General features: G+C 52.9%; 22 protein-coding genes. 1 reads left to right on the top strand and 21 read right to left on the bottom strand.

The window, feature by feature from the left end; translation table 11 throughout:
• Position 1 precedes the first annotated feature (1 nt).
• From FLZ89_RS11255 to FLZ89_RS11195, 14 genes are all read right to left on the bottom strand, one after another.
• On the bottom strand, positions 2 to 1,378 hold the full coding sequence (locus FLZ89_RS11255; RefSeq protein WP_141265048.1) for a (Fe-S)-binding protein: 1,377 nt from the start codon (positions 1,376 to 1,378) through the stop codon (positions 2 to 4).
• The gene (locus FLZ89_RS11250; RefSeq protein WP_141265049.1) at positions 1,378 to 2,040 is read right to left on the bottom strand and encodes a respiratory nitrate reductase subunit gamma; all 663 of its coding nucleotides are present in this window, start codon (positions 2,038 to 2,040) and stop codon (positions 1,378 to 1,380) included. Before FLZ89_RS11250 ends, FLZ89_RS11255 begins: the two co-directional genes overlap by 1 nt.
• 231 nt (positions 2,041 to 2,271) lie before the next feature.
• Complete coding sequence (locus FLZ89_RS15730) at positions 2,272 to 2,415, bottom strand: hypothetical protein (protein WP_172613576.1); 144 nt, start codon at positions 2,413 to 2,415, stop codon at positions 2,272 to 2,274.
• 28 nt (positions 2,416 to 2,443) lie between these two features.
• Positions 2,444 to 3,469 (bottom strand): putative sulfate exporter family transporter, encoded by a 1,026-nt coding sequence (locus FLZ89_RS11245; protein ID WP_253256469.1) that lies wholly within the window; start codon positions 3,467 to 3,469, stop codon positions 2,444 to 2,446.
• Positions 3,470 to 4,309: 840 nt separating this feature from the next.
• Complete coding sequence (locus FLZ89_RS11240) at positions 4,310 to 4,960, bottom strand: redox-sensing transcriptional repressor Rex (protein WP_141265051.1); 651 nt, start codon at positions 4,958 to 4,960, stop codon at positions 4,310 to 4,312.
• 47 nt (positions 4,961 to 5,007) lie between these two features.
• Positions 5,008 to 6,054 (bottom strand): endolytic transglycosylase MltG, encoded by a 1,047-nt coding sequence (mltG, locus tag FLZ89_RS11235; RefSeq protein WP_141265052.1) that lies wholly within the window; start codon positions 6,052 to 6,054, stop codon positions 5,008 to 5,010.
• Positions 6,055 to 6,095: 41 nt separating this feature from the next.
• Entirely contained in the window at positions 6,096 to 7,430 is a 1,335-nt protein-coding gene (locus FLZ89_RS11230; RefSeq protein WP_141304984.1) for a VanW family protein, read from the bottom strand.
• Positions 7,431 to 7,543: 113 nt separating this feature from the next.
• On the bottom strand, positions 7,544 to 7,813 hold the full coding sequence (locus FLZ89_RS11225; protein WP_141304983.1) for a DUF1292 domain-containing protein: 270 nt from the start codon (positions 7,811 to 7,813) through the stop codon (positions 7,544 to 7,546).
• Between the two features lie 30 nt (positions 7,814 to 7,843).
• The gene (gene ruvX, locus FLZ89_RS11220; RefSeq protein WP_141265055.1) at positions 7,844 to 8,266 is read right to left on the bottom strand and encodes a Holliday junction resolvase RuvX; all 423 of its coding nucleotides are present in this window, start codon (positions 8,264 to 8,266) and stop codon (positions 7,844 to 7,846) included.
• 1 nt (position 8,267) lies between these two features.
• Positions 8,268 to 9,215, bottom strand: coding sequence for an aldo/keto reductase (locus FLZ89_RS11215; RefSeq protein ID WP_141304982.1), 948 nt, complete (start codon positions 9,213 to 9,215; stop codon positions 8,268 to 8,270).
• A 20-nt stretch (positions 9,216 to 9,235) separates the two neighbouring features.
• Complete coding sequence (locus FLZ89_RS11210) at positions 9,236 to 9,532, bottom strand: hypothetical protein (RefSeq protein ID WP_141265057.1); 297 nt, start codon at positions 9,530 to 9,532, stop codon at positions 9,236 to 9,238.
• 19 nt (positions 9,533 to 9,551) lie between these two features.
• Positions 9,552 to 9,803 (bottom strand): IreB family regulatory phosphoprotein, encoded by a 252-nt coding sequence (locus tag FLZ89_RS11205; RefSeq protein ID WP_141265058.1) that lies wholly within the window; start codon positions 9,801 to 9,803, stop codon positions 9,552 to 9,554.
• Between the two features lie 33 nt (positions 9,804 to 9,836).
• Positions 9,837 to 12,482 (bottom strand): alanine--tRNA ligase, encoded by a 2,646-nt coding sequence (gene alaS / locus FLZ89_RS11200; RefSeq protein WP_141304981.1) that lies wholly within the window; start codon positions 12,480 to 12,482, stop codon positions 9,837 to 9,839.
• 107 nt (positions 12,483 to 12,589) lie between these two features.
• On the bottom strand, positions 12,590 to 13,447 hold the full coding sequence (locus tag FLZ89_RS11195; protein ID WP_216363888.1) for a class I SAM-dependent methyltransferase: 858 nt from the start codon (positions 13,445 to 13,447) through the stop codon (positions 12,590 to 12,592).
• Between the two features lie 189 nt (positions 13,448 to 13,636).
• On the opposite strand from FLZ89_RS11195, the gene FLZ89_RS11190 reads away from it, so the two are divergent.
• Positions 13,637 to 14,209, top strand: coding sequence for a DUF1638 domain-containing protein (locus tag FLZ89_RS11190; RefSeq protein WP_141304980.1), 573 nt, complete (start codon positions 13,637 to 13,639; stop codon positions 14,207 to 14,209).
• Positions 14,210 to 14,388: 179 nt separating this feature from the next.
• Here FLZ89_RS11190 and FLZ89_RS11185 read toward each other — a convergent pair whose 3' ends face one another.
• The 7 genes from FLZ89_RS11185 to nifU all read right to left on the bottom strand — a co-directional run bounded on the left by FLZ89_RS11185 (position 14,389) and on the right by nifU (position 20,568).
• The gene (locus tag FLZ89_RS11185; RefSeq protein ID WP_141304979.1) at positions 14,389 to 14,715 is read right to left on the bottom strand and encodes a pyridoxamine 5'-phosphate oxidase family protein; all 327 of its coding nucleotides are present in this window, start codon (positions 14,713 to 14,715) and stop codon (positions 14,389 to 14,391) included.
• Between the two features lie 99 nt (positions 14,716 to 14,814).
• Complete coding sequence (locus FLZ89_RS11180; protein WP_373995620.1) at positions 14,815 to 15,426, bottom strand: Crp/Fnr family transcriptional regulator; 612 nt, start codon at positions 15,424 to 15,426, stop codon at positions 14,815 to 14,817.
• Between the two features lie 358 nt (positions 15,427 to 15,784).
• Entirely contained in the window at positions 15,785 to 16,990 is a 1,206-nt protein-coding gene (locus FLZ89_RS11175; protein ID WP_141304977.1) for a YgeY family selenium metabolism-linked hydrolase, read from the bottom strand.
• Positions 16,991 to 17,115: 125 nt separating this feature from the next.
• Complete coding sequence (locus FLZ89_RS11170) at positions 17,116 to 18,153, bottom strand: AI-2E family transporter (protein ID WP_141265062.1); 1,038 nt, start codon at positions 18,151 to 18,153, stop codon at positions 17,116 to 17,118.
• 380 nt (positions 18,154 to 18,533) lie between these two features.
• Positions 18,534 to 18,992, bottom strand: coding sequence for a PRC-barrel domain-containing protein (locus FLZ89_RS11160; RefSeq protein ID WP_141265064.1), 459 nt, complete (start codon positions 18,990 to 18,992; stop codon positions 18,534 to 18,536).
• A 68-nt stretch (positions 18,993 to 19,060) separates the two neighbouring features.
• On the bottom strand, positions 19,061 to 20,137 hold the full coding sequence (mnmA, locus tag FLZ89_RS11155; RefSeq protein ID WP_141305326.1) for a tRNA 2-thiouridine(34) synthase MnmA: 1,077 nt from the start codon (positions 20,135 to 20,137) through the stop codon (positions 19,061 to 19,063).
• Positions 20,138 to 20,190: 53 nt separating this feature from the next.
• Positions 20,191 to 20,568, bottom strand: a complete 378-nt coding sequence (gene nifU / locus FLZ89_RS11150) for a Fe-S cluster assembly scaffold protein NifU (protein ID WP_141265272.1) — start codon at positions 20,566 to 20,568, stop codon at positions 20,191 to 20,193.
• Positions 20,569 to 20,578 lie beyond the last annotated feature (10 nt).

The raw sequence follows: 20,578 nt of genomic DNA, 5'->3' as shown, positions 1-20,578 counted from the left end.
TTTAACGCACCAGGGCGTTGGCGACCAGTTCGCTAACGCCGGCGAAACGTACCGGCAGCTGATAGTAATTGATGATCTCGCGAAACTGGCCCTTGCAGTTGGAACAGGCCAGGGCGATGATACTGGCCCCTGAAGCCTTTAGCTGCTCGGCCTTGAGCTTGCCGTAGGTTTCCATACGGAATTTGCGGAAATCACCCTTTTCCATGATAGCAAAACCGCTGCCGCCACCGCAGCAAATACTCATTTCCCTGTTGGGCGTCAGTTCACGAAAATCCTTGCAGCACGCTTTAAGGATCCGCCGCGGCTCTTCATACATCCCCCCCAGGCGGCCCAGCTTGCAAGAATCATGGTAGGTAACTGGTTCCGGGTTTTTCTCCGGATCAACCTTAATCCGCCCTTCCCGGATCCATTCATCTTCCAGCTCCAGGATGCTCTTGACCTCAAAGGGCCTTTCCTCTGGAGGAATGAGCCTTAACATTAAATACTTCAGCGCTTCAAAGGCATGGCCGCACTCGCCCACCACCAGGGTCTTTATACCCAGTTTCTTTGCTGTTTCTACATGGGCTTTAACAATTGTAGTAAACTCCGCATCGCTATAGAATACTCCATAATTAACCGCATCGTTAACACCTTTCGCCGGTGAATTTAAGGTCCAGTCAACGCCGGCGGCATCCATAACCTCAGCCGCACCCATAACCGTCTCGGCAAAGGCCAGATAGTCACCGGCATTATGCATGAGCAGATATTCGGCGCCCTCTTTATCAACGGGTATTTTAACTTTATAACCCTTTGTATCCTCAATTTCTTCCTCAAGAAATTCAATCATATCCAAAAAGGCGTTGGCCGGTGTACCGGTGGCATTACCGAACTTTATCTGTTTCTGGGTCCCGTTTTTCTTGAGCTCGTCAGGAGCAATATCAATAGCGTCAAAGATCTTTCTGGCCTCCCGGACAATCACGCCGTTATCAATGGCTACCGGGCAGACGTAGGCACAGCGCCGGCAAATGGTGCAGCGGTAAACGTTTTCGGCCATGGCATTGAGCTTTTCTTCCGTCAAGTCCTCCGCTCCTACTAATCCGGGAAAAAGCCTGCCAGGCAGGGTAAAGTAACGCTTGTAGACCTTGCGCAACATATCGGAACGGTAAACCGGATGGTAGATATCTTTCTTCCCACTGGCCAGATAAACCGGGCAGACCTCGGCGCAGGTGCCACACTTCATGCAGGTATCCAGGGATAAAGTATAGGGCAACCAAAAGGTCCAGTTATCCCTTTGTTGGAGGGATTTCTTCATGGCCTGCAGGAATTTTTCTACCCGCGGCTCGTCAGGTCGCAGAGTTTCATCGGAAAGTACCCGGTAGTCGTCAAAAACTTTACGCATTATTCTACTTCACCCCACTTAACCTTATGATAGGTAAAATACTTGACGGCAAAGTGAGCCATACGGGTAAAGGGGAGGTAGATCATAAAAAGCCACAACAATAATAGAAAGACAAGATAGCTTCCCGGCAAGGGTAAGTGGGGTTTGAAGGTTAATAAGCTGATAAAATAATTCCTGAAAGCAAAATCACCTAGTGCACCACTGGCCAGAGCAGCAAGGGCTAGCAGGAAGATAAAAAGCAGGTTCAAGTATTCCACCGGTGTTGATATCTGACGCAGTCCGGGAACAAATAACCGGAATAAAAACAACAGGCAGGAACCGGTCAGGGTCAATATACCGCCTGCCACACCAAGATAAATGGCGACTGGCGCCCCCACCAGCAGGAAAAACAGCCAGAAAACTACTGCGTAAATACCCCAGTGCATCACCAGGGAAGGAAACCACAATTTAAGGTTATGGTGGAAAAGGCTGCGAAGGGTGAAAACCTCTGCCAAAAGCTCGCTTAGTTGACCCCCGAGGGTATGCGGGTAAGGAAAAAGTTCCCAGTGCAGGTTTACCGGAGCTTTAAGCCAGCAGGTTACTTTATAACCCAGGCCAAAAACCAGGGTGGCGACAGCTATATACGGTAAAAAGCCTCCGATGAATGATTGCCAGAAATCCATAAACTGCCCTCCTTAAAAATCTTGCTACCCTGCATGTCTACGTTCACGCAAGTACGACTATGATATTTATAAAACTACGTTAGTTATTATGCTATTTATTTCGCTATCGAGGGCAGTTTTCCTGCTGCCGGCAAAAAATTTTTGGTATTTATAAAAAGAGCTCAAGGCCCCGGCATTCCCGGACCTTGAGCTTAAATTTTTTTCCAATTACCAGATAGATCTAATCTACCCTTAGACAATGGTATGGCTTATCCACAAAAGAGCTAGTAACAAGACAATCCCTAAACCAAGGCTGTAAGAGATTAGCCTTTTTTCAATCGGCATTAAATCGAACCATTCTTCTTCCTGTTGCATCAAGCGTTCCTGTTCGGCCATTTCTGTTACCTCCTTTTCAGGGCTATGCTTATGCTACGGTCGGGGGAGTTATACCGTGGAAGAAAAGCCAGGAAATCACGAGACCAATCCAGATAATAAAGCCAAACAGGCAAACAACATACACTACAGCCAGCTTGCCCATACCTTCTTCCCGCAGTTTCCTGAAATTAGACATTAAGCCGATGGTGAAGAACGTCAGGGCGAAGAAAATACCGCGGAAAGCGTCCGCCTGGCCGACCCCAGCCTTTAACAGTTTTAACGTATCGCCGCTAGCGCTGGCGCCGATAAGCAGGACGATGATAAAGAGCCCCGCGTAACCCAGGACGAATTTCGGGAACCGCAGCCAGATTTCGCCTGCGTTCACCTTTTCGCCTTCACGCCGGTCAATCTTGACAGACCATACAATTGCCAGGATAAAGGCCCAAATGGCAATAAAAATATCGATGAAGACCTTTACCGTAGTGGTGGTCATCAGCATCCAGCCTTCCTGCCACTTGGTCCCCAGCACGCTAATAGCTTTGCTCCTGATAAGTGCATCCACCATGGCACCGCTTGCCGCCGCTGCGCCGTCCGTCTTAACGGCCAGGCCCATCCAGGCGCCGGCTACCATGGGTTCCTTGTAGAGCCAGGCCTGGGCGGCAAAGGGCAGGATGATGAGCTCAACGACTGCAAAAATAATGACCAGGGAAGAAACAATAATGGGGACTACCGGGCGGGCCTTAATGGCGCCACCGGTGGCAATAGCAGCGGAAACACCGCAGATGGAAATACCTGATGCCAAGGGGGCGGCCCATTCGGGGGTAAACTTAAAGTATTTCCTGGCGATAAAGTAAACCAAGGGCCAATAAATCAGGTAGGCTTCGATGATGGCGCAGAGCCCCCGGAAAACCACCTGGGCTGCCAGCCCGGTTGATTGCAGGGCAGCAAGCCCAATTTTGGCGCCAAGAATAACGATCGCCGTTTTAATATACCATTCAGGTTTGGTAGCTTCTTGAAGAAATCTTGTAAATCCCGGGAAGAAGTTGCCAATGATTAACCCAACAATTAGTGCCACAATAAAACCTGCTTCACCGGTCAATCTTAATGCCCAGCCAATTTTATACTTCTCGAATTGGTCCGGTGTTGCGGCAATGTAAGCATAATGGCCAATTATCCAACAAACATACGTAATCCAAAAGATAATGGTGAACCCTGCAATGAAGCGCCTAACATTGCCCCCCATTGCTGAAATGCCGATGCTCAGGACAATAGTTAAAAATAGATAAGTAAGAATCAATGAGGCAAAACCGGAAAGACCTTTAGCTGCCACAGGCGTGAGGGCTTTGGAGAAATCTAGCCAGACATTTGTTTTGACGACCCAACCAAGCACATCGGAGCCAGTTAATTTTAGTAGTCCCAGTAAAAATATAAACAACCCAAGCCATACTGCCCACCAGTCTTCGCTTTTTAAAAGTGGGGAGCGCGCCCCTTTAGCCTCTTGAGACATCTTATTCCCCCCTAAAAAATTGTTTTCTTTAATCTGTTTGCAATAATCCACCCCTTGCTTTCCTTAGCTCCTTATGTATCACCTCCTAGCGCTCATTCTCACCTTCACTTATTCTTGCTTTCACCCCCCTCCACGCGTTAACAAGACCATCTTTAAAAGAGAAAACAATACCTCTTGTGTTATAAATTATATTTATCTATTGCAAAGTAATATACTAAAACTTAACACCTACAATAGTCTTATTATGTAGATCATCCTTGTTCTAACATTCTCTTTATCATTAGCTATTATTAAATTATATTTCGCCAGCATTGAGCATTTTCCTGCTGGCAGAAAAGATTTTTTAAGTTAAAAATAAAAAAAGAGCACCCACTGAATTCGGGTGCCAGTAATAACGAACAGCCGCCGCTATTCTCCCCAGGAGATATTACCGTCGTTTTTGATATAATAAGCCAGGCGCTGGAGGTCCAGGTTATAGTCAGCGTTGTAGACCAGTACATCTTCCGGGACGCTCAAAGTAATGGGCGCGTAACTGAGAATGCCCTTAATACCGCATTTAACCAGTTCATGGGCCACTTTCTGGGCTTCTTCTGCCGGTACGGCCAGCATGGCGATTTTTATCCCATACTCTTTAATAACCCCCGGCATATCCTCCATGGGGCTCACTTGCCGTCCCCCGACCTTCTTGCCGATTTTCTCCGGGTCCCGGTCAAAGACGCCTACCAGGTTAAAATGCCGGCCATATTTCCGGTTGTGCTCAGCCAGGGCCATACCCAGTTTACCAGCCCCGACCAAGATAAAGGGCCACTCCTTGTCCAGACCGAGGATGCGAGCGATTGCTTCTTTCAGGTAGGTTACGTTATAACCCACGCCGCGTTTACCCAGCTCGCCAAACCAGGCCAGGTCTTTACGGATTACCGAAGGGTCGACTCCCACCCTGACTCCCAGTACCTGGGAAGAAATTTCTTCTATCCCGTGCTCTTCAATTAAATTGAGGCAACGGTAATAAAGGGGTAAACGGTCAATAGTTGACCGAGGTATTTTAATCCGAAAAGGCATTGTCTCCTCCCTCGCTTTTCTTCATCTGGGGTTGATTATAGCATTAATTACCTGGCCTGGTAGCGGGCTACTGCCTGGTTGTGTTCGGCCAGGGTACGACTAAAATAATGGGAACCGTCCGGTTTAGCGACAAAGTATAGATAATCTGTTTTAGCCGGTTTTAAGGCCGCAAGGAGCGAGGCCCGGCCCGGATTGGCAATGGGTCCTGGCGGCAGGCCATTAACCCGGTAGGTATTATAAGGGGAATCGATCTCCAGGTCCCGGTAAGTAAGTACGGGCTTGGGTTCAGGTAATAAATATTGTACCGTGGGATCTGCCTCCAGGCGCATACCCCGTTTGAGGCGGTTAACATATACACCAGCAATGATAGGCCGTTCAGCATCAACCCTGGCTTCCTTTTCTACGATGGAAGCCAAAGTAACGATCTGCCTGGTATTTAGGTCCAGGGCCGGGTCTTTCTCCTGGCTAATTTCCTGGTAAACCTCGTTAAAGCGTTTGAGCATCATCAGCACTATCTCCTCTGGCGGCGTCCCCATGGCTACCCGGTAGGTGTCGGGAAACAAAAAACCCTGGACGTGTTCCGGGCCAGAAGGCAAGCCATGCAAAAAATCAAAGGGATAATCCCGAGCTGCAGCCTGCAGGAAATCCTCCTTCCGGGCCAAACCTTTCTGCTGTAGCAAGGAGGCTATTTGCCGTACAGTATATCCTTCGGGAATGGTAAATTCAATCTCCTGGACCTTGCCCGCAGCCAGCAGCCGGATGATTTCCGGCAGGGAAAGGCCGGGGGATATTAAATAGTAACCTGGTTTTAGGTGCGTGTCCAGGCCGGTAGCCATGGTTACCAACCGGAAGGCCAGGGGGCTCTTGATTATCCCCAGGCTGGTAAGAGTGCTGGCGATGGTGGCCGAACTTGATCCTGGCGCAATGTATACCTCTATGGCCGGGGCGCCGGGCTGCACCGGGGCCAGCAGGGTCATGAAAAAATACCCGCTCCCGCCCAGGAACAAAATAATTAGCACCAGGGAAAAAATTAACCGGCGGCGCCAGGTCTGCCAGAAAGCTAGATTATAGCTTGTTTCCAGCTCTTCCCCCATAATAGCCCTTTTTTCTCTCCCTAATTATTTTTTTCATTATATCAAGATCCGGTGAAATGCACAACAGTTTCCTCTGGTTGCCCGCGGCGGACGACCCGTGGTAGCGGAGGGTATAAATCCTGGGAGACAACCTCTTGCCGCCCTTCTTTTCCCTGCTGGTGGAGAATCCTGATAACCCTGGTCCGGAAACCCGATTTTCCTTCCTGTTTAACTTCCACCTTTTCGGGGGGCCAGTTGGGGACTATTTCCACTTCTTCCGGTGGGGGGATTTTTTCAATTACCTGGCTCACCACCTCAGCGGCAGGGGCTTCCTCGGCGGCATAAAAGGTCATTGTCAGCTTATCATTATCCACCCGGGCCTTCAACCAGTACCAGAAGGGAGTATCATTGCGGATTTTAAGATCAATCAGGCCATAGGCGACGGTGGCATCCCGCCCCGGCGGCACATAACCTATGGCCAGACCATGGGGCTGGCGCTCGACGACGGTTAACCCGGCAGCCAGGGCGGCATTATAAAGGGTTGACGACACCTGGCAGACACCACCGCCAATGCCGGGTACAAAGTTACGATCTTCAATAACCAGGGCTTCCCGGTAGCCACGTTCTATGGTCCGCGGCCCCACTGCCTGGTTAAAGGAGAACTCGCCCCCCGGCGGTATCCAGGTACCATCCAGAGTGCTGGACGCCAGCCGGATGTTGTGGGTACGGCCGGTATCGGATGGATTAAAAACGGTAGTAAAAGACCCGGTTGCTTTTTCAATTTTCCGGGCTGCCAGTGCATCTGTAGTCAGTTGTGGTTCAACACGGTTCAAGGGAATGTCGATTACTTCTCTCCGGGATTGCTCTGCCAGGCGTCTCATGAAGGTCATGGTATCCACCTGCCAGCCGGCCTGCCCGGGTATTAAGTAGGGTTTACCGTTACTATCTATTTCCAGGCGCGCATCTACTGGCTCTTTCAAGATATCAGTGCCCAGGCGCTTTAATTCTGCCAGGAGTCGCTCCTGTTCCCACTGATATACCGGCTCCAGCCGGCGCCGGTTTGATGCGAAAACAGACAGGCGTTGCTTTAAATTTCCGGTCCGGCCCATGGCCCAGGCCCGGGACAGGGTAGCCTCAATATCAATTTTCATCCCCAGGGTCCGGGGAGTAGTTGTTACCAACCTTTCGCCCAGGCGCAATTTAATTTCCCGGTCCAGAATTTCCGTAGCCATCTCCATTATTTTTAAACGGGCAGCACCCGGCGTCATCCCTCCGATTGGCCAGCCGGCTACGGTTACGCCCGGGAAAATGCGGCCGGAAAAATACATTCCCCTTACGGTCAGGCCGGCCGCTCCCAGCAGAATAACTAAAAATGCCGCCAGTTTCCACCTGACCATGGGCCCACTTCCCGTAAACACTTTTAAAACATAATATGCTTCCTGCCGACTGGAGATACAAAGTAAATTTAAGGCAAAGCCCGCCAGTCTTCCTGGCGGGCTTTTTAGCTTCCCTATTCCTCTCCTTCGTCCACGGCATCTGCCCAGGCCTCAGCCACGCGTTGCCATTCATCTTCATCCTCAATCTCATAGAGGACCTCGTTGCCATCTTCATCCAAACCGATTTTTAGCACAATAGCTTCTGCTGCCTCGGTATCACTGGTTCCCACTGGTAACAGGATGGCATACTCGTCATTTTCGACATTGAGGATATCTACGACAACAAACTCATGCTCCTGCCCTTCATCATCTGTCAGGACGATGGTGTTTTCCTGGTCGGCCATGTCCTCACTCCTTTTTCCAGGATAGGCCTATCATACCCTATTTTGCCCCCGCCGGTCAAGGTATCCCTGTAAAATTATACTGGCCGCTACCTGGTCGACAACGGCCCGCCGGCGGCGGCGGGACAGGTCGGCCTCCAGGAGGATTTTATCAGCCGCTACGGTGGAGAGGCGCTCGTCATAGAGATGCACCGGCACTCCCAGTTCCGCCTCTAGCCTGGCGGCAAAGGCGCGGGCTTCTCCAGCACGGGGCCCGAAGGTGCCGTTCATATTGCGGGGGAGCCCGACCACCACCTCTTCGACGCCGTACCTGGCAACTAATTGCTTAAGGGCGTCCACATCGGCAGCCTTGTTTTTCCGGCGAATGGTGGTCACGCCCTGGGCCGTCCAGCCTAAAGGGTCGCTAACAGCCACGCCAATGGTTTTGCTGCCGACATCCAGTCCCATAATGCGCACTTCAAATCACCTTAAGGCAAAAATCGCGGCAGGCGCCGGCACAATAACCGCAGAGAATGCACTTATCCGGATCAACTACCGCCCGCCCGCCTTTAAGTTCCAGGGCTCCCTGGGGACAGCGTTTGACGCATGACCCGCAACCCCGGCACCAGTCTTCAACCAGTAGCCGGCGGCTCCTCGCCTGAAGCCGCGCCAGCAGTTCCGCCGCCGGTTCCCGACCGTTAAACCAGGCGACATTCACCTCTACTTCCTCCAGGGATTGCATGCCAACAGCTACGGCATCAATGACCGGGGTGGCCAGGACAAACTCCAGGGCCTGCCGCGCTTGTGTTACCAGGTGGCCGCCGCCCAGGGCCTTCATGGCATAGATCCCCTTGCCGTTATCGTGGGCCAGGGTAATGGCGGCCAGCATCTCTTCCCTGCTGCCGTCTAGTATTCCCAGCCCCGCCTGATTGTACAGGGGATGGATAATATCGATTTCCGGCATTACAGCTGCCGCCCGCACCGCTGCTACAGCATGGGAGGATATACCCACGGCCCGTACCAGGCCGCGCGCTTTGGCTTCCAGGAGGTATTCCAGGGCCGGCCGGTGGCCGGCCAGGGTCAGGGGCGTTTCCTGCTCGTGGAGCAAAAAGATATCAATAACATCCCGGTCCAGCTCCCGCCGGGCCTCCTCCAGGCTCCGGGCCATACCTTCTGCCGTGTAGTCATAGGATTTGGTAGCCACCACCACCGGTTCCTGCCACCCCTGCAGGGCGGCCCGGATATGGGAGTAAGTGGCATAACACTGGGCCGTATCAATAAAGTTGACACCCAGTTCCAGGGCACGGCGGAGGAGGCTGGCCCCGGCAGCAATACTCAGGCCCGCCTGGAGCGGGCCTATGGTCAAGGAACCAAAACACAGGCGGGAGACCCTGATCCCGCTGGCTCCAAGGGTGGTGTATAACACGGTGCTAACTTCCTGAATATCTATTTCCGTATTTCATCCAGCTTTTTCTCCCAGTAAGCCAGCTTTTCTTCGGTACGGTTCAAAATCCGCCGATCCTGTTCAGTAAAGAAACCTCCTTCGGCCTTCGCCCTGGCTTCCTCCAGGTGGGCGCGCATAGTTTGGAGGCAGCGCTGGTAAAGCTCCAGGGCATAGGCCGCTCGTTCCCGCTCATGCCCCCAGCCCCCCTGCCAGTCACGCACCGCAGCCTTCAGGAGGTCAAATAACTTATCACCTTCGGTATAGAGGTTGACCGTCAGCTCCACATCCGACAGGGCCATGGGTATCATCCTCCCCTTATTAGGTTAAATAGTTCTTCAGCAACTCAGCGATGATCTCATCGCGCTCCACACGGCGAATCAAGTTGCGGGCCCCTTTATGGCTGGTAATGTAAGCCGGGTCCCCTGAGAGGAGGTAGCCGATCAACTGGTTTATGGGATCGTACCCCTTTTCCTTTAAAGCTGCCTGTACTTCCACCAGCACATCCCGGACCTTAACTTTCTCCTCTTTCTCTACTTTAAACATCATTGTTTCCTGCATGTCCCCGGACATTGCCTTCACCCTCCTTGCGGTTTCCCGCTTCTCTTAGCGAACCTGCTGGGCCACTACCTTAAGGCTATAAGCCAGGGCCTGGTCCAGCTTGCTCGGATCCTTGCCGCCGGCCTGGGCCATATCCGCCCGGCCCCCGCCGCCGCCGGCAGCAATTCGGGCCACCTCGCGTAATAAATTCCCGGCATGGACGCCCCGCTTCACCAGGTCTTTACTTACCATAGCAACAAAATTAACACGACCGTCATGCTGGGAACCCAGGACCACTACGCCTGAACCCATTTTGTCCCGCACTTTATCGGCCAGCTCTCGTAAAGCTTCGGAATCGGTTATATCTACCCGGGCCTGCAATACCGGTACCCCGGCTACTTCTCGCACCTGGTTCAGCAAATCTTTGACGGTGTAGGTGGCCAGCTGGTTACGCAAGCGGGCGATTTCCCGCTCCATTTCCTTGCCTTTCTCCAGGAGCTGCTGCACCCGCCCGGCTACCTGGAAGGGTGGTACTTTGAGCAAACCAGCGACAGAGGCCAGTTCCTGGTACTCCCGGCTTATCAGGTCCAGGGCGGCCGCACCCGTTACTGCTTCTACCCGGCGCACGCCGGCACCAATGCTGCTCTCACTCGTAAGCCGGAAAAGACCTACTTCGCTGGTGGAACGCAGGTGGGTACCGCCGCACAGTTCCAGGCTATAATCACCCATCTTTACTACCCGCACCCGTTCGCCGTATTTCTCGCCAAAGAGGGCCATTGCCCCCATAGCCTTTGCTTCCCGGAGGGAAGTCTCCAGGGTCGTTACCGGTAAACCGGCTAAAACCCTGGCATTGACCTCCTTCTCTATAGCCTTGAGTTCTTCTTCGGTTAAGGGAGCAAAATGGGTAAAGTCAAAACGCAGCCTTTCCGGTGTTACCAGGGAGCCGGCCTGGTTGGCGTGTTCACCCAGGACATTCTTTAAGGCCCGGTGCAACAGGTGGGTCGCGGTGTGATTCCTGGCCGTGGCCAGACGACGCTCCCTGTCCACCATGAGCTTTACTTCCTGTCCGGCAGCTAGCTTCCCGGCAGTTACAGCCACCTGGTGGACAATCTTCCCGCCGGGCAGGCGCCGGGTATCCTGCACACGCGCCTCACCGCCGGGCCAGGCCAAACTACCCTGGTCCCCCACCTGGCCGCCACCCTCCGGGTAGCAGGGTGTCCGGTCCAGGACGACATAGCCGCTTTCCCCCTCGTCCAGATAAGGAACTCGCTCGCTTTGTCGGATCAGGGCCAGGACTTTACCGGTGTCTTCCAGCCGCTCGTAACCGGTAAATTCTGTGCCGCCGATGTCGTCCAGGTTGCCGGCAAAGGCCAGGGCAAATTCAAAAGCCTTTATATCTTCGCGTGCCGCCCGAGCTCGTTCCCGCTGGGCCGCCATGGCCTCTTCAAAGCCGGCCCGGTCTACTTTGAAACCCTTTTCGCCGGCAATTTCCTCCGTCAAGTCGACGGGAAAACCATAGGTATCATAGAGGGTAAAAGCTTCCTGGCCGCTGATGGTATCCCGGCCTTCCCGCCCGGCCTGCTCCATGATGCCGCTTAAGACCCGCATGCCATCATTTAAAGTTTCATGGAAACGCTCTTCTTCCTGGCGTATTACCCGTGCGATGTACTCCTGCTGCTCCGCTACTTCCGGGTAGGCCTGCCCCATAATATTGACCACCGTATCCACCAGGCGGTACAGGAAGGGCTCCTCCACCCCCAGGGCCTTGCCAAATCGGGCCGCCCGGCGTAAAATCCGGCGCAGGACATAGCTGCGGCCCTCATTCCCCGGTAAAACGCCGTCGGCAATGAGGAAGGTACAGGCCCGGGCATGATCGGCAATAACTCGGAAGGGGAAGCCGGCCTCCCCGCGATCGTAGGCCCGGCCGCTTAAGCCTTCCATGGCCTTGATTAAAGGCTGCAGGAGGTCGGTATCAAAATTGCTGTCCACGCCCTGTAAAATTGATGCCATCCGTTCCAGTCCCATACCGGTATCAATGCTGGGGCGAGGTAAAGGCGTTAAATTACCGCCGGCATCCCGTTCATACTGCATAAAAACCAGATTCCAGATCTCCAGCCAGCGGTCACAGTCGCAGGCCCCCAGGGCGCAGGGGTTGGAGCTGCAGGCATGCTCCGGCCCGCGGTCGTAGATAATCTCGCTGCAGGGACCGCAGGGGCCGGTATCGCCCATGGCCCAGAAGTTATCTTTTTCCCCCATGCGCACTATCCGTTCTGCCGGCACGCCGGCTACTTCCTGCCACAGCCGGTAGGCTTCATCGTCTTCCTTGTAGACTGTAATCCAGAGGCGTTCCGGCGGCAATTCCAGGATCCGCGTTAAAAATTCCCAGGCATAAGAAATGGCCTCGCGCTTGAAGTAATCACCAAAGGAGAAATTACCCAGCATTTCAAAAAAAGTATGGTGACGGGCGGTACGCCCGACGGTATCCAGATCGTTATGTTTGCCCCCGGCACGAACACACTTCTGGGCCGTCGTCGCCCGTTTAAAAGGGCGCCGGTCCAGGCCCAGGAAAACGTCTTTAAACTGTACCATACCGGCATTGGTAAAAAGCAGCGTCGGATCGTTTACCGGTACCAGGGAAGAACTGTGGACAATGGTATGACCCTTACCGGCGAAAAAGCTTAAAAATTTCTCCCGGAGCTCATTCCCCGTCAAAAAACGTCAACTCCTCGTCAAAACTAAACCTCGCCCCCGCCCCGGGGCGGTGAACGAGGTTCTCCCTGCTAAATTTTTCTACATTATACCTGAAGCGGCGAAGGTTGTCAATGAAGGTTCACGCTCCAGAAAAGGTATCCGGCCGTCATTTCCCGGCGGGAAAGGTAGCGGCCGTTCACCAGGTGGCCCTGGACATAATCGACAATGGCCCGGCGGACTGCCGGCGTCAGTTCCAGGTGGGGATAAAAGAAAATCTCCATTTCCTCAATGGCCTGGTCAGGCTCCAGTTCCCTGGTGCTTACCCATTGCTCCAGCTCCAGGGATGGGTTATATCCCCAGGCATAGAGGAGATGGAAAATATAGAGGACATCCGCCGGTATCCCTGGCATTTCTCCGCCAATGAGCTGCTGCCACAACTCCTTACGGCCGCTGATTTCCTGGCGCAAGTGGCCGGCCAGGAAACAGGCCCCCCGGGAAGCGGCGATCATTTTTCTTAAAGTGGACGCATCCTTAATCCCCGGGCTCATGAAGGCCAGGACCAGGTCAAAGCTTCCCCGCCAGCCCTGTTTATCCAGGTCCACCTCCTCCCAGGTCATCTGGACCGGCTCAATATTGGTTATGCCCTCTTCTCCGGCCCGCTCCTTTAAAATGGCCAGCATTTCCTCTGCCGGGTCCAGAGCCACCACCCGCCGCGCCCGGCGGGCCAGGGGCAAAGCATAGTTGCCCGTACCGCAACCGATATCCAGGATCTCCAGGTCCCGGTCCAAACCGCCGTGGTGGCCCAGCCAGTGGAGGATCCGGGCTACCCTCTGCTTCCCCTCTTCCCCACCGGTCTGGCGGGCAAAATGGCCGGCGCGCCGGTTCCAGTAGCCGGTACCATCGCGATCCGGCCGGCGCCGGCCGTAGAGGGACTGCCGGCGCTCCTCCTGCCAGGACTCTTCCCAGAAATCGGCCCGTTTAAACAAGGGTAACTCCATGCTTTGCATCATACATCACCTCTGCCCCTATTTTACCCTTTTAGCAACATTTTGCTAGAGAAAAATATGTTTCATTTCAGTTCAATTGAGATCGGGTAAATTATTTTACATACTCCGATGCTTTGCTGATATATAATCAAGTTGTCCTAAAAAATTAAAGCGTGAGGAGGCGCAACAATGGCAGACTTTAAATTTATCTGTTGCAGCGTTCTGGCCGGAGAACTCAAGAAGGTTTTAAACGACCTGCATTTAAAAGCCGAACTTTCCTGTTTAACTCCCGGACTCCATGTCGACAACAGGCAGTTAGAGCAGAAGCTTGTGCCCGCTCTTGAAGATTGCTGCGGCAAAAATCTTATTTTAATTTATGGCAGCCAGTGTCATCCTGAGATGAAAACCTGGCAGCGGAAATACAATTTCCGCCAGCCAGAGGAACCCGACTGTATCGGTATTTTACTTGGGCAGGAACGAAGAGAACAGTTCAGCCGGGAAGCCCGGACTTTTTACCTGACCCCGGGTTGGTTGCGGCACTGGAAAGAAATTTTCGAGGAAAACCTGGGATGGGATAAAACCGAAGCGCATCTCAATTTTGGCAGGTACGAAAGAATTTTATTCCTGGATAGCGGTATAAGTACAGTTGACGAGGAAAAATTACTTGAGTTTTTTGATTACACGGGCGTACCAATTGAAATTCGCCCGGTGGGTTTAAATCATATCACCAATTTAATTCAGAAGCTGACACAGTGTCCATAATCTTTTCCAGTTCAGGCACTATACCTGTTTTCATGTAATAAAAAGAGGGATAGACCTGGCGACAGAACATCATAGGTCGATCCCTCTTTTTATTATAAACACCATTTTCTCAGCTGCTTACCTGTCCTCGCTTATTCAGATCGCTACTAACTTGCCTGCTACGTTGCCTGCGCCTGCGGTTATAGTAAGACGTCAACGCTTTCCACGGTTAGGAGTACCTCATCACCCTCGGCCCTGGCTTTACCGCTTAAACGGTACCCTTTTTTACCGGCAACAACGGCCACCTGCATGACCCCGGTTGCAGCCAGATTCTGGCGGGTTTTTTCCATTTTATAAACCCCGAAAACCAGGGTGTCGTCTCCCCGCACCTCCTTAACTTTGCCTACGACGATGAGATGGGGTTGACCGTTAGCGGACAAAGTAGTGATAGGTATAAAAGCCGACTGGGCAATCACCTCTTTAATTTCCGGCGTCAAAATTCCCGTTGCGCAACTGTTGCAACTCATTTTAAAAGACCTCCTTTTGGTGATTTGTCAATTATCCTACCACCCCTGTGTAAAAAGATCTGTCAATTTTTTAACATGACCAATGTTCATGGATAACTGCTAAGCAAAGAACCTGTCAATACAGGGATCGCTTTTTAATACATAGTGTTTACCCTGGCGTTCGATAATGCCTGCTTCTGTAAATTGCTGCAGTACCTGAACTGTCATCACCCGGGAAGCGCCCACCATGTCGGCCAGCTCCTGCTGGGTTATTTCCAGTTCGATGAGCGTTCCGTCGGGAACCTTCCGCCCGTATTCGGCCGCCAGGCGTAATAATAAACGTAACAGTTTTTCTTTGGTAGAGGTGCCTGAGGTTTCGGCGACGTGCGCCAGGGTTTTATAAAGCTTTTGACCCAAATAACTGATAATTTTTACGGCCAGACCCGGGTTTTTCTGAATCAGGGCCTCAAATTGATGCCTGTTGAAACAGCATAATCCCGTTTCTTCCAGGGCTATAGCGCTAAAAAGGTACTCCTGGTCATGGAACAGGGCTGTTTCGCCCAGTACTTCGCCGGGGCCAATAATATCCAGGATTATCTCTTTCCCCCCGTCGGTAACCCGCACCAGCTTTAGCTTGCCTGTTTTCACCAGAAATAAGGTACCGGCATTGTCTCCCTGGTGAAATAAAAAAGTGTTCTTAGCCAGCCGTTTTTTCGTGGCGCTCAAACACACGCTGGTAAATTCGGCTCTGTCCAATCCTTGAAATAGGGGTAGCTCCTGTAAACAAAGAATACAACGTTTCACTGCTTACCTCTCCCTTTTTAATCCTAATCTTCCGAGAAAAGCAGTTGCCATCCTTAAATACCAGCAGAATTATTCTAACATAATGATAGACTAGCCTGAAGTATGACGGGTATAAAAACAAACCTCTATAAAAAGAAGGACAGCGACAGAGTGCCGATGAATGTACTTAGGAGGCCCCAAGGGCAAAAGCAGGTTGTCGTCGGGTAGGACGTTCTATACGGGGCGGGCTAATATAAGCAGGGTTAAAAAACTTGGGCCCCTCGCAACTGAGGGGCCCAAGTTTTATCTATCTGGCCAGCATCTCCCGTAAAACGGTAGGGAAGAAGGCGTAAAACTCGGTGGAGCGAACGACATCCTCAATAGGTACCTGGTCGAGGACGGAGTGGGCATATACCTCATCGCCCGGTCCGAAGCCGATGGCAGGGATACCGGCTTTGCCCACCCAGTAGGTGCCGTTGGTGCTGAAAACCCACTTGCCTACGCCTGTGGGTCGGCCAAAAAGCTGCTCATAGGTTTTGAGACCGGCCTTCACCAGGAGGTGGTCCTCCGGTAAGGCCCAGGCCGGGAAGTATTTATCGACTTTAAAGACAAAGCCGGTGTAGCTGGGTTCATCAAATTCCAGCACTTCCACCACACCGCCGTGGGGTTCCGCCACTTTGCGCACCTGCTCCACGGCCATTTCCTGGGTTTCCCCGAAGGTAAGACGGCGGTCGATGTAAATAAAGCACTCATCGGGTAGGGCATTGATGGAAGGCGTCTTGCAATGAATATCAGTAACGGCAATGGAGCCCTTTCCCAGGAAGGGGTCCTCAATAAACTCGTCCCCCATCTGGCTGATACCCTTGATAATTTCCGCCATCTTATAAACAGCATTGATCCCGCGCTCGGGGGCGCTGGCGTGGCAGGTACGGCCCTTGGTGGTGACCTTCATCTCCACCCGGCCGCGATGGCCACGGTAGATATTCATTTTCGTCGGCTCGCCGATGACAACAAAGTCGGGCTTGATCTTGTCCGTGACCACCAGGGAGTTGGGGGCCACCCCATCGCAGATCTCTTCGATATTGCCGAAGTAATAAAGGGTGAAGTCGTGGGTCAGGCCCAGGTCCTTCATAATCTTGAGGCCGTACACCATCCCCGGGGTGGAATTCTTCTCATCACCGGCACCCAGGCCGTAGAAGATGCCGTTCTCTATTTTGCCCTTATAAGGGTCCCACTGCCACTGGTCAGAATCGGCTATATCAACCGTGTCGATATGGCTGTCGTAAAGCAGGACCTTCGGGCCGTTACCAATACGACCGACGATGTTGCCCATACTGTCCAGGAAGACCTCGTCAAAATCCAGCTTTTTCATTTCCCGGCCAATGCGCTCGGCCACTGCTTTGATGTCCCCGTTGGGGCTAGGAATGGCTACTATGTCCCGTAAAAACTGGATTATGTCCTCGCGGTGCCTCTCTACTTCCGCCTTAATCTTTTTAATAATTTCCTCGTGCATCTGATTTTCCTCCTTTTAGCACGGCTTAACTTGACTTTAATCGAGCTAGCATTTTTAACTTATAGTTAATTTATTTCCACGTTGAGAGCAGAATTCCTGCCGGTTAGTAAAATTTTAACTCCAAATTAACTGCCAACCAGGCGCGCCCAGATAAATTTTACCACAATGCAACCAATAGCCGTCAGGGGTACGGCCAGGAGCAGGCCGGTCACACCCCAGAGTTCGCCGCCGGCCAGGAGAGCAAAGATAATTACCAGGGGATGGAGGCCGACACTTTCACTTAAAATACGCGGAGCCAGTAAACTGCTTTCTACCTGCTGGACAATGCCCATGACTACCAGGGCGTAAAGGGCCGTTTTTTTCGATTCCAGCAAGGTCAGGGCCAGGACGGGAACAGCACCGATTACCGGTCCAAAATAGGGAATTAAATCGGCCAGGCCCACTACTATGCCCAGGAGGACTGCGTACCGGGAACCGACCAGGGCCAGGCCCAGGCCGGTTAGGAGACCCACAATCAGGGACACCAGCAGGTGGCCGCGGATGAAACTGGTCAATACCCGGTCGATCTCCAGCCACAGGCCCAAAGCATCCTCTTTCATCTGGATGGGTAGCAGGTGGCTGGCTGCCCGGCCGATTTGTTCACTGTCGCGTAAAAGGTAGTAGGCTAAAATTGGCGCCAGGAGGAAGCTGGTAGCCCCAGTCAGGAGATCGAGGAGGGCCTGGAGGGCCTGGCGAGCGCCCTGCTGGAAGGTGGTGCTTATACTGGTGAGGGATTCATCCAAGAGCCGGCGCAGGCCGGCAGGTATGGCTACTTGATTGTACCGCTGGTAGAAATCCTGAAGCAGGCCTTCAACCTCGGCCGTGAAGGCAGGTAGCCGGATAAGAAATTCATTTAATTCCCGGATTAGCCTGGGTAGAATAAAGAAAAATACCGGCAGGGAAAGGGCCAGGATAAGCAGGTAGAGAAGTAAAATGGCCAGGGGTCGCTTTACACCCTTTTTCTCTAGCTTCATCATGGCTGGCTTCAAAAGGTAGGCCAGGAAGGCCGCCAGAAAGAAGGGTGTCAAAACCCCACGCACGCGGTACAGGAAAAATAAGGCCCCAGCCAGGAAAAGCCCGGCCCCGGCCAGGCGCCAGATTTTTAAAGCCCGCTTTACCGTCATGCTTTTCCCAACCTAAGGCCTAACCTGAGGGCGACGGTGGACAACTCCCCTGCATCGCGCCGGGAACTGCTCCTCTGGCGGCGCAGGGGGTACTATTTCCTGTTGGAATGGGGGTGTTTCCCGGGGCCATTTTAAGGTACTGCTGATTATGGCCCCCATGATACTGCCAGCGATAAAACCACGCCAGAAGCTCAAGCCCACCTTGCCCCCCTACCCTTCCAGGGATATTAAGGTTCCGTCCTCAGCAACGTTAAAAATTTCCCGGCGATCGTTAAATTCTACGAAACAATCCCAGCAGTAGTATTGATCGGTCCCGATTTTCCCGATGGATTTACTCCCGCAATGGGGGCAATTTAACATTTAGCTCACTCCCTAAAAAATTAACCCATAATTACTGCCTGCGTATCCCACTTAATCTCCCCGCTGAGGGGAACTTCCTGGCGCCCTTCCAGGAGGTCGTTAACCAGGCCCGTAGATATCTCTAAGGCTTTCACCTGGCCGGAAGGAAGGTCAACAACCAGATCTTCCACCAGGCCTAATTCCTGGCCATCCCGGCTTAAAAGGCGCAGGCCTTTAATCTCCTGCCAGCGCCTTAACCCTGCTGGCAGTTCATGGCCGATGGCCTCTGCACCGGCAACGGTAAAGGTTTTGGGTCCCCGGGCCTGCAATTCCTCAAAGGATACCACCTGGGGCTGCTGCAACCAGCTGCCGTCGGCCAGGACCAAGGCCTTTAAAAGGCCGGTTTTCTCGTCATAGAGGAGGTCCTGGACCCGGCCCAATTCTTCCCCCCGGTCCTGGCTGATGACCGGTAAACCAACCAGTTCCCTCCCCTTGGGCATAGTCAAACCTCCACTAAAAAAGATAACCTTCCTCTAGTATAACCAGGGAAGGTTAACAGCATGCGCCCTCAATCATGAGCAAAGGTAGCCTCGATAGTACCGCCGCCTACCACCAGGTCGCCCTGGTAGTAGACGACGGCCTGGCCCGGGGTAATGGCCCGCTGGGGCTCGTCAAACTCCAGCCTGGCGCGGCCGTCCTCCATGGGGTACACGGTAGCTGCCGCCTCGGGGGCCCGGTAACGAATTTTCGCCGTTACCCGGGCGTGGGATGGCAGTTCCCCCCACAGGATGTAATTGTTGTCCCGGGCATAGAGAACGCGTCGCTCCAGGTCTTCTTTGCCGCCGACAATAACAGCATTGCGTTCTGGATCCAGGGCTACCACAAAGCAGGGCTTGCCCAGGGCCAGGCCCAGGCCTTTGCGCTGGCCGATGGTGTAATAAGGGAGTCCCTGATGCTGGCCAACCACCCGACCTTTGACATCCAGGATGGGACCAGGTTTTATAGCCTGCGCCACCCTGCTCCGGAGGTAATCACGATAATCACCCTCGGTGATAAAACAAATATCCTGGGATTCGGCCTTTTCAGCTACCGGCAGGCCATAACTTTTGGCAATCTGGCGCACTTCTTTTTTAGTATAATCCCCCAGGGGTAGCAGGGTATGGGCCAGCTGTTCCTGGGTAAAGGAATAAAGGACATAGCTCTGGTCTTTATCGGCATCCCGCCCTTTGGCCAGGAGATACCGGCCGCGCCTGGCATCGTAAAGGCGCCGGGCATAATGGCCGGTGGCAAGATAATCCATACCCAGGGCCCTGGCCTTTTTTAAAAGGGCATCAAACCGCACCTTTCGGTTGCAGGCTATACAGGGATTGGGAGTTTCCCCTTTCAGGTAAGATGTAATGAAGTAATCAATAACTTCACGCTCAAAAAGCTCGCGAAAGTTTAAGACATAATAAGGTATATCCAGGATACCGGCCACCCGGCGGGCATCGTCGACGGCAGCAAGACTGCAACAGCCGGTTTCCCCTGCCGGAGGAGGCGTACCCTCGGGCCACTGGTCCAGGGTAACGCCGATTACTTCATAGCCGGCTTCCTTCAATAAAGCGGCGGCCGTAGAACTGTCCACGCCGCCGCTCATGGCCACCATAACTTTTTCCTTGCGGGCCGCTTTGGCCACCCCCTGAATTTAGTTTTATCCACTCAAGAGGCTTTCTTATTCCTATTCCGGTAATCTTCGATGGCTTTATGCAGGGCATCAGCAGCCAGGTTGGAACAGTGCATCTTCTGGGCTGGCAGGCCGTCAAGGGCCTCGGCTACCGCCTTATTGGTTATTTGCAGTGCTTCTTCTATTGTTTTTCCTTTGACCATTTCCGTTACCATGCTGCTCGTGGCAATGGCGGCACCGCAGCCAAAGGTTTTGAACTTACAATCCTTGATTATACCGTCTTCCACCTGGATGTACAGGCGCATGATATCGCCGCAAACGGGGTTACCCACTTCACCGACACCGCTGGGATTTTCAATCTCGCCCACATTGCGGGGATTGGTAAAATGGTCCATAACCTTTTCCGAATACACCCTGCTCACT

The sequence above is a fragment of the Moorella sp. E306M genome (genome assembly GCF_006538385.1).
GTDB lineage: Bacteria > Bacillota > DSM-521 > Neomoorellales > Neomoorellaceae > Neomoorella.
Note: the sequence above shows the minus strand (reverse complement) of the source record. Positions and strands in the feature narration are given on the sequence as shown.

Coding starts and splice junctions, on each gene's coding strand:
- FLZ89_RS15730 (WP_172613576.1), bottom strand. CDS start 2,415: ATGGCCGAACAGGAACGCTTGATGCAACAGGAAGAAGAATGGTTCGAT.
- FLZ89_RS11205 (WP_141265058.1), bottom strand. CDS start 9,803: ATGTCCGGGGACATGCAGGAAACAATGATGTTTAAAGTAGAGAAAGAG.
- FLZ89_RS11190 (WP_141304980.1), top strand. CDS start 13,637: ATGGCAGACTTTAAATTTATCTGTTGCAGCGTTCTGGCCGGAGAACTC.
- FLZ89_RS11240 (WP_141265051.1), bottom strand. CDS start 4,960: ATGCCTTTTCGGATTAAAATACCTCGGTCAACTATTGACCGTTTACCC.
- FLZ89_RS11225 (WP_141304983.1), bottom strand. CDS start 7,813: ATGGCCGACCAGGAAAACACCATCGTCCTGACAGATGATGAAGGGCAG.
- mltG (WP_141265052.1), bottom strand. CDS start 6,054: ATGGGGGAAGAGCTGGAAACAAGCTATAATCTAGCTTTCTGGCAGACC.
- FLZ89_RS11255 (WP_141265048.1), bottom strand. CDS start 1,378: ATGCGTAAAGTTTTTGACGACTACCGGGTACTTTCCGATGAAACTCTG.
- FLZ89_RS11170 (WP_141265062.1), bottom strand. CDS start 18,153: ATGACGGTAAAGCGGGCTTTAAAAATCTGGCGCCTGGCCGGGGCCGGG.
- FLZ89_RS11160 (WP_141265064.1), bottom strand. CDS start 18,992: ATGCCCAAGGGGAGGGAACTGGTTGGTTTACCGGTCATCAGCCAGGAC.
- mnmA (WP_141305326.1), bottom strand. CDS start 20,137: ATGGTGGCCATGAGCGGCGGCGTGGACAGTTCTACGGCCGCCGCTTTA.
- FLZ89_RS11175 (WP_141304977.1), bottom strand. CDS start 16,990: ATGCACGAGGAAATTATTAAAAAGATTAAGGCGGAAGTAGAGAGGCAC.
- FLZ89_RS11185 (WP_141304979.1), bottom strand. CDS start 14,715: ATGAGTTGCAACAGTTGCGCAACGGGAATTTTGACGCCGGAAATTAAA.
- FLZ89_RS11230 (WP_141304984.1), bottom strand. CDS start 7,430: ATGGTCAGGTGGAAACTGGCGGCATTTTTAGTTATTCTGCTGGGAGCG.
- FLZ89_RS11210 (WP_141265057.1), bottom strand. CDS start 9,532: ATGGCCCTGTCGGATGTGGAGCTGACGGTCAACCTCTATACCGAAGGT.
- FLZ89_RS11250 (WP_141265049.1), bottom strand. CDS start 2,040: ATGGATTTCTGGCAATCATTCATCGGAGGCTTTTTACCGTATATAGCT.